General features: G+C 44.6%; 15 protein-coding genes. 3 read left to right on the top strand and 12 right to left on the bottom strand.

Annotation, left to right across the window (positions count from 1 at the left end):
- Positions 1 to 38: 38 nt before the first annotated feature.
- The 4 genes from H5715_RS06025 to H5715_RS06040 are packed head-to-tail and all read right to left on the bottom strand — an operon-like array spanning position 39 to position 3,598.
- Complete coding sequence (locus tag H5715_RS06025) at positions 39 to 830, bottom strand: methyltransferase domain-containing protein (protein ID WP_075187396.1); 792 nt, start codon at positions 828 to 830, stop codon at positions 39 to 41.
- Positions 831 to 844: 14 nt separating this feature from the next.
- Positions 845 to 2,494, bottom strand: coding sequence for an alpha/beta hydrolase (locus H5715_RS06030; RefSeq protein WP_075187395.1), 1,650 nt, complete (start codon positions 2,492 to 2,494; stop codon positions 845 to 847).
- Positions 2,495 to 2,496: 2 nt separating this feature from the next.
- On the bottom strand, positions 2,497 to 3,219 hold the full coding sequence (locus H5715_RS06035) for a TIGR01621 family pseudouridine synthase (RefSeq protein ID WP_246434712.1): 723 nt from the start codon (positions 3,217 to 3,219) through the stop codon (positions 2,497 to 2,499).
- A gap of 16 nt (positions 3,220 to 3,235) precedes the next feature.
- Positions 3,236 to 3,598 (bottom strand): hypothetical protein, encoded by a 363-nt coding sequence (locus tag H5715_RS06040; protein WP_075187394.1) that lies wholly within the window; start codon positions 3,596 to 3,598, stop codon positions 3,236 to 3,238.
- A 117-nt stretch (positions 3,599 to 3,715) separates the two neighbouring features.
- Here H5715_RS06040 and H5715_RS06045 point away from each other — a divergent pair, with 117 nt between their 5' ends.
- Together H5715_RS06045 and H5715_RS06050 are read left to right on the top strand one after the other, a co-directional pair.
- Entirely contained in the window at positions 3,716 to 4,249 is a 534-nt protein-coding gene (locus H5715_RS06045; protein ID WP_075187393.1) for a DUF3806 domain-containing protein, read from the top strand.
- 405 nt (positions 4,250 to 4,654) lie between these two features.
- A complete protein-coding gene (locus H5715_RS06050; RefSeq protein ID WP_075187392.1) occupies positions 4,655 to 4,864 on the top strand; it encodes a cold-shock protein in 210 nt (69 codons plus the stop codon).
- A 188-nt stretch (positions 4,865 to 5,052) separates the two neighbouring features.
- Here H5715_RS06050 and H5715_RS06055 read toward each other — a convergent pair whose 3' ends face one another.
- From H5715_RS06055 to djlA, 3 genes are read right to left on the bottom strand one after another with little or no spacing between them, the layout of a single operon-like run.
- A complete protein-coding gene (locus H5715_RS06055; protein ID WP_075187391.1) occupies positions 5,053 to 5,886 on the bottom strand; it encodes an SDR family NAD(P)-dependent oxidoreductase in 834 nt (277 codons plus the stop codon).
- A 3-nt stretch (positions 5,887 to 5,889) separates the two neighbouring features.
- On the bottom strand, positions 5,890 to 6,825 hold the full coding sequence (locus tag H5715_RS06060) for a S1/P1 nuclease (RefSeq protein ID WP_075187390.1): 936 nt from the start codon (positions 6,823 to 6,825) through the stop codon (positions 5,890 to 5,892).
- On the bottom strand, positions 6,825 to 7,637 hold the full coding sequence (gene djlA / locus H5715_RS06065) for a co-chaperone DjlA (protein ID WP_075187389.1): 813 nt from the start codon (positions 7,635 to 7,637) through the stop codon (positions 6,825 to 6,827). The genes H5715_RS06060 and djlA overlap by 1 nt, the downstream gene beginning before the upstream one ends.
- Before the next feature lie 67 nt (positions 7,638 to 7,704).
- Between djlA and H5715_RS06070 the strand changes: the two genes are divergently transcribed.
- Positions 7,705 to 8,610 carry a fructosamine kinase family protein gene (locus H5715_RS06070; RefSeq protein WP_075187388.1) on the top strand — a complete coding sequence of 302 codons (906 nt, stop codon included), beginning with the start codon at positions 7,705 to 7,707 and terminating at the stop codon, positions 8,608 to 8,610.
- Here H5715_RS06070 and H5715_RS06075 read toward each other — a convergent pair.
- From H5715_RS06075 to cysS, 5 genes are all read right to left on the bottom strand, one after another.
- Complete coding sequence (locus H5715_RS06075; RefSeq protein ID WP_075187387.1) at positions 8,576 to 10,708, bottom strand: sensor histidine kinase; 2,133 nt, start codon at positions 10,706 to 10,708, stop codon at positions 8,576 to 8,578. The two genes, H5715_RS06070 and H5715_RS06075, sit on opposite strands and share 35 nt — an antisense overlap.
- 309 nt (positions 10,709 to 11,017) lie before the next feature.
- A complete protein-coding gene (locus H5715_RS20195; protein WP_075187386.1) occupies positions 11,018 to 11,656 on the bottom strand; it encodes a DNA-J related domain-containing protein in 639 nt (212 codons plus the stop codon).
- Positions 11,656 to 12,453: an ion transporter gene (locus H5715_RS06085; RefSeq protein WP_075187385.1), complete on the bottom strand. Its 798-nt coding sequence runs from the start codon at positions 12,451 to 12,453 to the stop codon at positions 11,656 to 11,658. The genes H5715_RS20195 and H5715_RS06085 overlap by 1 nt, the downstream gene beginning before the upstream one ends.
- A gap of 24 nt (positions 12,454 to 12,477) precedes the next feature.
- The gene (locus tag H5715_RS06090; protein ID WP_083608198.1) at positions 12,478 to 12,645 is read right to left on the bottom strand and encodes a DUF3012 domain-containing protein; all 168 of its coding nucleotides are present in this window, start codon (positions 12,643 to 12,645) and stop codon (positions 12,478 to 12,480) included.
- 8 nt (positions 12,646 to 12,653) lie between these two features.
- Positions 12,654 to 14,030, bottom strand: a complete 1,377-nt coding sequence (gene cysS / locus H5715_RS06095; protein WP_075187384.1) for a cysteine--tRNA ligase — start codon at positions 14,028 to 14,030, stop codon at positions 12,654 to 12,656.
- Positions 14,031 to 14,041: the final 11 nt, after the last annotated feature.

Raw genomic sequence — 14,041 nt, forward strand, 5'->3', positions numbered from 1 at the left:
AAAAAGACCCTAATTTCATCACTTTCCCCCAATATAAGCTATCGAATTTCATGTATTTTAAAGTCCAGAATTCGATCACAATATTTCCCCGATAAAGCCCCTGAAACGTGTAGAGCAGACATTAATTGTCTTTTCAGTGGCCGTGGACACGCTTCAGAACGCATATAAACAGCGATGGCATTATGATAACCCGGACGTGTTAATGCAAATACACGGCTAAACAATTTTCGAATTTTGGCGTCTTTAGTTGCTACATTTTGCTTGAACGATGACAGTGATTCGTAATTCATTACTAACATACCGTTACTCTTCAGCAACGAGGCTAAGTGGCCCAACCACTCGGCGTCAGCAACAATCGCTCTTACCGGCTCGAAAGACTCTCCTTTTACATTGTCTCCCACAAACAAATCATCGACAATATAGTCGAACTGCATTTGCTTGCATCTTGCTTCACCTACCCAGGCCTTTGCGCACATTTTTTCGAGCCGGACGTTGGCTTGGTTAACCCCAAAATGGTGCTTAGCTATGGATAGATGTATCGGGTCGACATCAATCCCAACAATAGTTTCAGGTCGAAAGAAATGATTAAGCTGGTTTATAATAGTACCGCCTCCAACCCCCAGGACTGCACAATTTAAGTCTTTATGATGTTGGTTTCCAGGCATTAAAAACGCAGGTATCACCAGCAAGTCCCACAAGCTACCAGACAGTGGCGCATTCGGGTTCCACTGGCTGTGAAAAATCCCGTTCGTGTAAAGCCTGATACTTTCCCCTGCGTTACGCACTTGATAATCACGCGCTTTTAATTTTTTTCGCCAAACCAGCCCCATAACTATCTTGCCTTTTAGTGATTGCAAAAACGATATTGAAGATCATAACGGCCCGATAAAATACTCTTTCGGGTACTCTCCTCCAGCCAGTTAGAGACTAACTCGATACTACAAGCTCCCGACCGAATTACGCTGTGACTGGCTCTCGCATTAACGAGCACAACAGGATTTCCCTGTCGTTCCATATTCTGACTTAACGTATAGGCCCAGCTCGAGGGCGTTACAGGATCGTAGATGCCTGACACTATCATCGTGGGTACGCCCGCAACGTAATTCGGCTGAAAACTTGTTCCAGCGGTAAACCTATCGCCCTTACAAATATCGAATTGTTGCAATAAAGCGAGGTACTCACCCCACTGAGGAAATTGTTCGACAGCACGCTCATAAGCCTCATCCAATTCCCGTTCATTATCGGTACACTCAGTCGCGTAGAACACCAGACTGCTAAATGCAGGGTCAAAGTTCATATTAACAAAGGTTTCTATCAGCGATGAATAAGGTTGTTCGTGTAACTCTTTATCGCTATCTATTGCAACAAAAGCCTGTAAAGCCTCATAAAACCTTTCCAGAAGATTTTCATCGTACAAAGTAAAAAACATAATCGCCTGTAAACGATGTTTGTTCAGGTAAAACCCAATTTCCTGAAAATCAAAGACCGGGTTTGAGTTTAGTTCAGGGTAGTCAAAGTTTTTGCTGTGCCAGTTATCGACAACTGTATAAAGCTTTGATTCTTCAATATTAACCTGGTCAAATGCTTCACTCTGCTGGATCTTTTCTATCAACGCATTGGCGTTATACCAATAATCGATAAACGCCCCACTCTGATCGCTATTTAATCGCTGCCAATGCTGTTGGTGTAAAGCCAACGCATTATCCAACAAACTCGCCCACTCGCTCTGGCGCCCGCGATCCAAGGGGTAGGGAGAGTCGAGCAGTTGCGTCTGTATTTTATTTTTATAACGTTCTGATTTTGCGGCGGCTTCTGACGCGACTAAGGCAACGCGCGAACCGTAAGATACCCCCCAAAGATGCCACCGCTCATAACCCAAAGCCTCCAATAGTAAGAGTACATCGTCGGCCTGCCGCACCGTTCCAAATAACGCTAAGGCTGAGCCTTTAACCTTTAGTTTCGATTTTAGCCAATCATCAAACTGTCCTAGGCATTGATCCAACAGACTGTGCCCAAGCTTTAATTCTTCTTGGTAGCTTAAATTGAGGGCTAATAGCTTGATGGACTCCAACTCGTATTCATCGCAAAACCAGTAAGGCTTACTGCCCGGCACACCACGCGGTGTATAAACAATAAAGTCTGCCGTGATTCCACTTTCGCTATACCAGTCCAGCCAGTATCCAAGATTCGAGGACTCCGTTTGCATTCCATCACCGGGCCCTCCGGGTATATAAACCAAGACCTCTTCACTTTGATATTGAGTTTTCGAAAAAACGGCCACGGGGAGCTGGAATCCTGCGCGGTTATCCGTGTTAAACCAATAGCAGGCTACGTCTGGACCCGAGGCTTTTGCGGTCGAGGTTATGCCGCAATTTCGCTTGGCTAGAGGGTGCTGGGGAACGAGTTGACCTTCCTCTTTCTGGCAGCCGGTTAAAACGCCGAAAGAGCAGCTTAACAGTAGTAATACCCGCAAGCAGTTTTGCCCCAATTTCACGCTCAGAGAACCCTGGGCCAGGGCAGCAACGCAAGGGGATGGTGCTCCGCTAGCGTTGTATTAATGATAGCTTCAGTGAAGAATTGCCCTGTTTTTGGGGGGCAATAAAACGCGTAATGCTCACCACCCAAAACAAAAGAAATACCATAGGCATGGAGATAGCAACGATCAGAGTCCCCGCCGCGGTAGCGCTCATCGCCAAGAATGGGCGCCCCCAGAGACTTCATGGCAACGCGTATTTGGTGGGTTTTACCGGTATGAGGCTTTAACAGGAACAACCTTCTTCCATTGCCAAGACCATAACTAAAAAACTGGGTAACCGCGGGATTTTCTTTACTCTTACTTAGCTTCCAATCACCCCGCCTTGCGGGCTTCATATCGCCGCTTACCAACCCTTGCTTCTTTTTGGGCTTTTTATCTGTCAGGGCAATATAGTATTTTTCAATTTTTCTTCTCTCGAACAGCTGTGACAGCTCCGAATTGGCCTTCTCCCCCTTTGCTACCAACACAACACCAGAGGTAACCGTATCAAGACGATGGCACGGAAACAATGTAGTATCACCCCTCTGCTTTCGAAGCTCAGCGGTGAAGTTACACTGGTGGGAAGAGTTTGCGGCAGTAGCATGAATACTGTAGCCCTCAGGCTTGTAAGCAACAAGAAACCTCTCATGCTCACTTAATATCGTTAACTCGTCGGGACAATCATTCGTATCTTGATGGTTCAATAGAATCACACGCTATTCAAATGGGTTCGGTCGTCGATGCTGGCGGAGCTGTAGGTTCAATATTACCACTCCACTCATCCTCAATCAGTTCGCCAAGCTTTTCCATTTCCCCGGCGAAGTGTTCTACCATATCGGCCCACTTCTCGCTGATATCTTGGCTTTTATTCTCGATAATATCTTCCAGGGATTGATCCCTAAGTTGTTGATTTTCCAGCTCAAGAGCTAGGATTTGCTGCTCTAAAGCCTGTGCATGCACCTCCATTCTAACCAGCTCCTTGTGCAGATTTTCACTGGCACGCAGGCCCTCGCCGCGCTGCCAGTAGCTGAATCCCGCCGCTGCAACTGCGATACAGCAAATGAGTACCAACCCTTTGTTCATGCTCTTTGTTCCTTACTATCTGTAAAGTCTAACGATTAACGATGATCTCTCTCAGTGACGACTAGCATACAGCTAGTTATAATCTTCGGCCAAACACTACATAGAAGCTATCGCTCAATGAAACACCTGATCCCTCTACTCGTTCTGTTCCTATCCCTACCCGGCTACGCAGTAGACAGCGACATAGCTGACAAGGTTCTCGCCAATAGCCATTCAGGCCCAAAACTCCGGCCTCTCAACTGGTTAAACCAGAATTTTATGGATAAGCAGCGAAAATCTATCAATGCGTTAACCGCCACGCATTTCGGAAAACAACTACAAGGCGATAGTCGTGACATTTTACTGCTACAACGGCTCGTCAATGAACAGGTCATAGAAACCAAGGATACCTTGCTACTTCAAGCCTTGGGCGTTGTCCTAGGGGATGTTCTTGTAACAGAGCAAGAAAGCTTTCAATGGGTCGTATTCGAGGATGATATTGGAGCCACACAAGCCGTATGTGTGAATGATTCCACTCACTGTATTTTCCCCATAACCATGCTATCGCGCCGGATGGAAGTAGGATTAAAACCCGATGTACACAAAATTTTTAATTCGGCTATAGCGGAAATGTACCCGTACCTCCCCAAAGTGCCCTATTCAGCAAATTGATTGTACTACTGAAATATCAGGCGTTTTTACCCTTTAGCTGCGCGACGACGATATCTATGTGTAGTGGTAGCCGCCATCAATCACGAGCGTCTTAAACTGCTAATATTTTTGTATTGTTTTCGTCATAAAACGGGCCTAGAATCAACTTGAGAAGTGAGAGAAGCGCCCGGTTTTGGGTTTATTCAATTCGGTAATTTGGATTGTCTTTGCTGTAACCTACATCATAAGGAAGCGGCGTATTCGCTCTAATGTTAACCAATATTGATACTACATCCGCGCGCTATTTTCAGACACACCAGCTAAACAGACATCTCCTTTATAAGCATCACCCGCAAGTTTGTTGAGGCTTTTTAGGTTCGAGCCTGTGGTTAATTTGTAGCACAGAGAAAGGTTAAAGCAAAGACAATGTCAGACAAACTAAATGGAACCGTTAAGTGGTTCAACGAGAGTAAAGGTTATGGTTTTATCTCCCGCGAAGGAGGAGCCGATCTTTTCGTACACTTCAGTAATATTACGGGCGCCGGCTTTAAAACATTAAAAGAAGGTCAAACCGTTACCTTTATTGAAGGACAGGGCCAGAAAGGACCGCAAGCAGAAAGCGTCGAACCTGCTTAAAGTACAAGTTGACCTATACAGCTGCTACCTGTTTTTAAATAGACAAGTAATCGGCAAGCCCTTATTACTACCCCGGCGGTGCGATAAGCCACAGCATACTGCTGCATATATTTTTGTGCGCGGCAATTGCGTTTTACTGATAAAAACAACAGTGCTCAACGGCTTGCTAACGACTGCAGTGCGTTATGTTATTGTCCACCAGCGATTAATATTTTATCCATTAAGCCTGTTGGCATTACCACTCTTAAAACAGCCATAAGGTACGTTGGTAAGGTAACTCTATAGCGTTTTTTTGGGTTTTTAGACTCAAGAGCATGTATCAATTTTGAAAATACTGCATCCGGCCCCAGGGTAAACGGTACTGCCGCCCCGTCCCTGCGCAATCTCGCCTGCGCTGCCTCGTATTTTTCTGCATGTCGGCTTGCTTGGATATCGACATTATCCTCAAGCGCTTTTAACGCGTTCTGCCGAAAACGGGAAAGAATTGGTCCAGGCTCTATTATAGAAATTTTTACCGGGCTGCTCTTCAATTCTAATCGTAACGTATCGGTTAATCCCTCCAGTGCAAACTTACTGGCGTTATAGGCTCCACGAAAAGGCATGGCAACGAACCCCAAAACAGAACTGTTCTGGATTATTCGCGCGTCCTCCATTTTCAACATCGAAGGTAGAAGTCTTATCGTTAACTCATGTGTTCCAAACAAATTCACTTCAAACTGCTTTCGCAATGAATCTCTTGTTAAATCTTCTACCGCTCCAGGCTGGCCATAGGCCGCGTTATTAAATAACGCGTAAACCTGACCATCCGCAATTGTTAAAATTTTCTTTACCGCAAATTGAATCGATTCCGATTCAGCCAGATCCAACAAAACAACATGATCAACCCCCTCAAGCTGTAGCGGTTGAACATCAGCTTTGTTGCGAACCGTTGCAATTACTTTGTAGCCAAGAGTAACCAAGCGTTTCGCCGCATAGCGGCCAATACCAGAAGAGCACCCCGTCACCACAACCGTTTTTCGCACACCTCAATCCTTATGTTCTAACGTTAGAAAATAGCTGGCCCACTCACTGATACGCTCTACTGCCAATTGACTCCTCTGGAAACTGGTTTTTTGCGCATAAATTTGGTAGTCAGCCCCTGACAATTCATTAAAGTAATGATAAATGCTACTTGCGTATCCACTGTTCTCTGCGAGCCAACGACCATACGGAAACTCTTTTATTCCGGTAATCTGAGTAGTCTTTGGCAGAGTTTCAGCGCCACTCTGAACAAATAGCCCAGCCCCAGCATCCCAATAATTGTGTAGAGATTGCTTGCATTTCGATTTACCCTTGTCCATACATTGATTATTACCACCCCTATCATGATTACAGCTATCGTCAACGCTAGTAATAGTATGGAGTGGTTGATGTAAATCCGACAGTAAATGAACAGCAAAACTTAATAAAAGCGCCTGCTCTGAAGGTGTTTTGGAGTCGCGCATAGCATCCTCCAAAACTGGGAGTATTTTCAGTAACATTCCATCGTTTTGTCTCGCACAATTCGGGAAAAATTCTGCAGATTCCTGATGATAAAAAACATTGTGATAATGCCAGTTGGCCGTTATTTGATTTTCATATTGTTCAAAAGCGGCCGGTATTCTGCCACCAGATGATTGGAAAAGTTTATTTAGAGGTTCGCCTTTGACAGTATCGAACCAGTAACCCAGAAAACAAATCTCATGATGCCTAACACATTGATCCCCGCCGTTTCGAAGGTGGCCTTTTGTGCCGTAATGCTTATATAAAAGAGCTGCTCGCTTCTGATAGAGTTCTGCAGTATTTTTAGGTAACGATTCATATACTTTAAGCGCAATCACGGAATGCCCCTTTACATTCCAAGCATGTAAATTGGAAGCACCGAAAATCACAGCGAATGTCAAAATGAAATGCATCCAATATCGAAAGCGATATTTTGACATCAGGTTTTACGCGACGTCTTAATTAGATCGTAGGCAGTTTGAATTTCCTGGGTTCTCTCTGTAGCTACTTTAACCATATCTTCAGGAACGCCTCGCCCAGTCAGTTTGTCTGGATGATACTCGCTCATGAGCTTGCGGTAAGCGCGTTTTATTTCAGTATCCGAGGATTCTGCCCTTACGCCTAACGCTTCATACGCTCGTGCAATATCATCAGGCCTACTGCTCCCAACTTCAGAGTAGGACTGTTGCCCTCTCCCCTGACCTCCCTGATAAAAGTAACGTTGGGCTTTGACCATTCCGACTAAATGGTTAAACGCGAAGCGGGAGTAACCCAAATCACTGGCAACCTGAGCCAGTATGCGCTCCTCAGCCTCGTGGAAATGGCCGTCGGCAAAAGCCAGGGTAATAAGGTATACAAGAAGGATCTGCTTTAAATCGCCAGCATTACTGCACTGTCGATTAAACTCATCTATAGTGTCATCGACGGAAAAATCGTTATGGGTACCCTGCTTAAATAATTGTATGGCTTTATTGCGCGTATCAGCTGACAGGTTCATTTTAGTCATTAACTGTTCTGTACCCGCAATTTCGTCTTCGGAGACCCGACCATCAGCCTTAGCTATATAACCCAACAATGGAAATACCGCCTGAAAAAAAGCATGCTCGATTTCGGCTCTTCGTTGAGGATTATACTGACTCTGCAGCTTCAGGCGTCCACGATCGAAAATATGGCCAACGAAAACACCAATAATAGCGCCCCAGGGCCCTAGAGTCATGAGCCCGATCAGCCCTGCTAACACTTTACCTATCATCTGTTACCCTTCAGTCATAAGATTGAGACAGCATTATACCGACAAAAAGTGAGGCCAGAAGTAGAAAATGAGCCTCGACGAGGCAACGCTCAACGCCATAGGTCTACAATTGATTGAATCCCACCATATTGCCGCGAAGCAGGGTCTCAAGTTTATTTCCACACCCGGAGGCGACATCAATCAGAGCTATAGCGTTATTTCAAGCCAACAAAGCTATTTTTTAAAAATCAGCAGTAACGTTAAGCGAAATTTCTTTTCTTCGGAATTTGACGGACTTTCACTTCTGGCATCTATCGAACGTATTAGGTGCCCAAAGCCAATTGCCCTCGGTGAACTTAAAGACCGACAATATCTATTGCTTGAATGCATTCCAATTAACGCAAGTGGAAACCAATATAAACTTGGTAACGCCATTGCCGAGCTTCACCAACAAAGTACGACTAGGGCTGACTATGGTCTAGATTACAAAAATTATATTGGCAGTACACCACAGAAAAACACACATCACGGCGACTGGCTTGGGTTTTGGCTAAACTGTAGATTGGAGCCTCAGCTTAAGCTGGCATATCAAAATGGTTTCAGGGATGCTCTAATTAATAAAGAGAAACCGCTATATCAGTCGATTGAACGTCTCCTGCAAAACCACAACCCGCCACCCTGCCTTTTACATGGCGATCTTTGGCATGGCAATTCTGGCTTTGATACCGAAGGGAGGCCGGTAATATTCGACCCTGCCTGCTACTACGGCGACAGGGAAACAGACATTGCCATGACAGAGTTATTCGGCGGTTTTAATAGCGATTTTTACCGGGGGTACAACGAAACATACCCCCTCAACAAACATTACAGCAAAAGAAAAACGCTGTACAACCTGTACCACAGTTTTAACCATTTAAATCTATTTGGAGCGCATTACCTGAACGGCTGCTTGAATAAAATCAATCGTCTAGTGGCTTACAGTCCTTCAGAATGAAAAACGTAAAAACAGACCCTTTACCCAACTCACTAGAAACTGACACTTCGCCGCCATGCATCTTGATAAATTTATGGGTCAAATACAGACCCAGACCTGTTCCTCGCGCTGCGCCGAGAGGATCATCAAACGGCCTGATTTTTTCAAATAATTTTTTTTGATCATATTCGGAAATACCTATTCCGTTATCAGAAATTTCGAACTTTACACAATCTGGGCTGCGCTCATCCTCTATTACTCGTAAGCTAACGGAGCCATGAGACGTCAATTTGACGGAATTCGAGATAAAATTCGTCAACACTTGTATTATTTTATTCTTATCACAATGAAGAACCAAACTTTTGGGGTATGGATGAATGTAAAAATCAATTCTTTTTTCATCCGTAAACAAACGAACTTCAGAGCCAACCTCTTTGAAAATATCTTCAAGCGTACACCGACTAATATGCAGGCGTGCTGCACCGACCTCTATTGAAGCAATATCAAGAATATCATCGACCAACTCAAGCAAATAATTTCCATTGCTATTAATTCTGCTCAACGCTTCCAATAAAAATTCGTTCCCTCCTCTATCAATTTTTTTGAGCAATCTGTGGCTAAAACCAATAATGGAATTAAGTGGTGTTCTCAACTCGTGAGACATTTTTGCCAGAAACTCGGTTTTTGCCTGACTAGCTCTTTGCGCCTCATCACGAGCTGCTTCTAGCTGTTTGGAGCGCAAATTAAACCAGTAGGCCAAAAGCCCCAACTCATCATTTCTTTTATAGTTGAGTGAAAGTGCAGACTGATTTTGGCTTTCTGCGGCAGCCGTCAATTGATCAACCATCGAGTGTATTGGAGTTAACACGTTTAACCTCAGGCCGAAATAGGCAAGAACACCAAAAAACAAAGTAGCTATCGCAATATAGAATATCAATTCTTTGCTAATGGTATCCGCTAGCGCTGAATAGGCTGACGTTCTAAATACGGTAATGACCTTCCAGTTTGTCGCGGGCATTTGATAAACAATTACAGAAGCCCTTTCAGCGAGAATGCTATCCCGCTTAACATCAAGGCGCCCTACCTCTTCGGGATATCGCATTTCGGAGGGGTTAAATGTTAGTAAGTGAGCGGTAATCCTGCTCGCCTCTCTATGATTGATTTGATAGCTGCTCTGCTCAATCATGTTGACATTAAAGCTATAATCCGCTACATCTTCAGTCAATTTGTGCATCAGCTGCCGTTCAATATTTTCCAATTTTTCCGCGTATACAGAGAAGCTTGGTTGAATGTCGGCCAAATCATTCGCGTAGATAAAATCTGACGTAACTCTATCACCCACCATCCTTTTTGTTATCACTCTATCGGGATAGGGGTAAGCTATAAATTTATTATTCCTATCGACAACAAATGCATAGGCATCCACGCCATCTGCCAGCTGATCCAAAATTTGCGATACCCGATCAAGCTTGAGATCGATCGTTGCGACACCTACAAACACGCCCTTTTCAAACATCGGTGCAGTACAGGTAACCATAGCCTGAAGAGAGTATGGATCAGTATAGGATTTAGACCAATAAACCTCGCCAGGCTTGAGCAATCGCGCAGGCACGTACCATTCTTCACTGTGGTATCCCATACCATCAGGATCGTTATAGTTGTTGTAATACTTTAGCTGTCCTTCGGAATTTCGGGCCCAGAAAAAACTTCTGCGGTTCACTCCTTGTTTAAAAACATTCGGTTCAGGCCAAACACCTCCACCTGCAATAATGGAGTTTTCACCTACCTGGTTTAGTATGGCCGGAAGACTGGCATGGAAGATCGATTCATCCTTGGGCAGCGACACACCTGCAACAGCAAGGCTTTTAGCAATACCAGCAATCTGACTTAACTCCTGCTCCATTGCCAGCGTGATATTTTGACCAAGCTGTATCTGTGAACGCTGACCTAACCCTTCCAGTAATGGCTTTCCTTTAAACCATATAACGGAAGAACTGACGCACAGAATCAGCGAAATTAGCGCGACCAACCCAATGATTAGCTGGCCGGACAGGCGCAAACCAAAGGTTTTGCGTGGACTAGAAGTTTTCTTTAGATCACTGGGGGTTTGGCTACGCATTTTTCGTCGGTTTTTTCAGTAGGTCTATTTTCGGAGTTTTATCTACCGTTGAAAGTGGCCATTTCTACGCCTATACAGAGCATAGACCAGGATGGAGACAGGGGGTTGCTTATGTTGAGTTTTCGCGCGTCGAGCGAGCACGTTGTTGAACAACGATCAACGGTGCCGGCACGGTATTAGAACTGGGCTCAAGATGCTCATTTATTCGCTATAAACTCCGCTTTGCCGCCCATATTTGCCTAGCACTGACGGCCTCACTTAGTTTTTCGACAAGCTGCTGACCCGTGACATCAATATCATTATTTACAACTAATCCATGTACTGCTTTAAAAGCTGGTAGGCGGATTTTATGTCGATAAAGATATCTGCCTTACCCCCCCTATCGGGGTGATGGGTTTGCGCCAAGACTCTGTAGCGTGCCTGAATATCTTTCTTACTAGCCGTATTATCTAAACCCAGCAGTAAAAGAGCTTCTTCGAAGCCGTCGCGGGCACCATATTTTTTCCAGAATTGAGCAAGCTGGCTCGCCACAGTGTCTGGCGTCGCGTCGATAAAATTCTGCAGGTTAAGATAATAATCGGCCAGGGCCGACGAGCTATCCAGATCAGTGGACACGCTATCGCAGGAACGCCCCTCAGAGATGTATTGATAAACGGTCAAACCATTGGGCGTAATCGCAACAAGGGGGGCTTCGGCACAAGCTGCTCGATAACAGTAGGCGCTATGGCGAAAGATAAAATGCTGTTGAAATAGAGCGAGAACGGGATCGCTGGACCAAGCATAGAGGCTCGCCTTTTTTATAAGCTGAACACACTCATATTCACTAATACTGCATTGTCGTGAACCGCCATTCAACGCTTCTCGCTCTTTTTCCTGTACTTGGGTTATGACAACGTCTAACGCTCTATCCAACACCTCTTGCGACGGCAGCTCGCCCTTAGCAACCATTAAAGCTTTTCCTTCAAAAGTACTTTTAGCTCTGCCAGCTCATGTCGAATACTTATCAATTCTTCGTTGTCCCGGTTAAGGCCTTCCTCAACGATAGACTGATGCTCTTTTTCCATCACATTAACAACAATACCAATTACCATATTCAGAAAGGCAAACGCGGTAAAAAATATAAATGATAAAAAATAGATCCAGCTTAACGAATAAACCTCCATTGTCTCGTACATAACATCAGTCCAATCCTCAAATGTCATTACACGAAAGAGCGTAAGCATGCTAATGGAAACATCGCCCCATAACGTTGAATTAATCTCTTCAAAAAATGTACTGCCAATGGCTGCGTATATATAGTAAATAATAAACATTAACAGCATCACATACGCAAGTTGAGGTAAGGCTTTTAGCAGACTGGTGATCAGCATGCGCAACTCAGGCACAACAGACACCATACGAAGCACACGAAAGATACGAATAAGACGACCAATAATGGCCATATCTGAATTTTCGATTGGAATAACGCTGACAAGTACAATTATCGTATCGAAAATATTCCAACCGCTGTAAAAAAAGCGAGATTTATTTTCTTCCGCAAAAAAGCGTATGGTGAGCTCAACAATAAATATAAGCGTAACAAGCCAATCAAGTAGTATTACAACTTTTTCAGCAGTGGGAGGCACATCGTACGTTTTCGCGCCAACGATCAGCGCAGAAAACACAATAATCCCAATAATAAAAGTTTCGAATAAACGGTTGGATTTTATTCGCTGAAAACGCGCATTTAGTGTAGAAGCATGCATACAGGTAAAAAACTCACATCTCTGTTATTCGGTCAAACAGTCACGGGCAAACAGCTGGGCGTCTTTTTCCGTCCACTCTTTGTTCGGCTTAATCATCATCTCTTCGCACCACTCCTCGGTCATTTTTTTTTCAGCACAACCGCATAGCAGGAAAGTTGTAACCACGAAACCATATAGTAGCTTTTTGCTCATATTGTCACCTAGACTTTCCGCCACGTTGTTCCTTCGTGTGAATCTTCCAATAAAATGCCTTTTGCTTTCACCTCCTCACGAATTTCGTCGGCACGAGCATATTGCTTATCGATCTTAGCCTGCTGCCGATCAGTAATAGCCTTTTCAATCCAGTCGGTATCTTCATCGGCATTTCCACGAAACCACGTGTCTGCATCTTCCTGCAAAACTCCCATAAGATCTGCCAGGGCCAACATCATACCTTTCGCGTCTTGGGCATCCCGTGAGTTACCCTCGGCCTTGTTAATTTTCTTGGCCAGTTGGTGTAGCTCGCTAATCGCTAATGGTGTATTCAAATCATCCATCAATGCCGCAAAACCCGGATTTTGTTCGAGCGTGGATTGATCGAGCTGAGTTTCGCTATCGACTTTCAGCAGAGCTCCGTACAGCGAATCCAAGCTGGATTTTGATTGTTCCAACAACTCAAAAGAAAAATCCAACTCCGAGCGATACTGGGCAGAGAGTAGTGCGAAACGAATAACCTCACCGCTATACCTCTCCAATAACTCCCTAACGGTGCGGAAATTGCCCAAAGATTTAGACATTTTCTCACCGTCGATATTGATATAGCCATTGTGCATCCAGTACTTTACATACTGCTCTCCATCGTGAGCGCACTGGCTTTGGGCAAGTTCATTTTCATGGTGGGGAAATATAAGATCACGACCACCGCCATGAATATCAATGGTGTTCCCAAGATGCTTCTCAATCATAGCTGAACACTCCAGGTGCCAGCCTGGCCGCCCTCTCCCCCAGGGACTTTCCCAACCAGGCTCGCTGTCGACGCTTGGCTTCCACAACACAAAATCACCACCGTATTTTTTATACGGGGCGACTTCTACACGCGCACCATCCAACATATCATCCAGGGAGCGGTTAGAGAGTTTTCCGTAATCACTCATGGATCGAACATCAAATAACACATGCCCCTCGGCGGCATAGGCGTGACCTTTGTCGACCAGCGCCTGAATTAAGGCTTTCATTTGATCGAGATGTTCAGTTGCATAGGGAACGATTGTGGGGGGCAAGGCATTGAGTTGCGCCATATCACAATCATATTCTGCCGCATATCGGCTCGCCAACTGGCTAATAGGCTCACCATTTTCTGCGGCTGCTTTCATTATTTTGTCGTCAATGTCGGTAATGTTTCGCGCGTAAATGACATCATCGTACAAATAGCGCAAAACCCGAAAAAGCGTATCAAAAACCACAACCGGCCGTGCATTCCCAATGTGGACTAGGTTGTAAACAGTGGGCCCACACACATACATTTTCACCTGGTTAGCGACAATAGGCTCAAATACTTCTTTAGCTCGCTTGGCAGTGTTATAAATTCTTAAGCTCATTTTTTATTCGA

This window comes from Teredinibacter haidensis, assembly GCF_014211975.1.
Classification (GTDB): domain Bacteria; phylum Pseudomonadota; class Gammaproteobacteria; order Pseudomonadales; family Cellvibrionaceae; genus Teredinibacter; species Teredinibacter haidensis.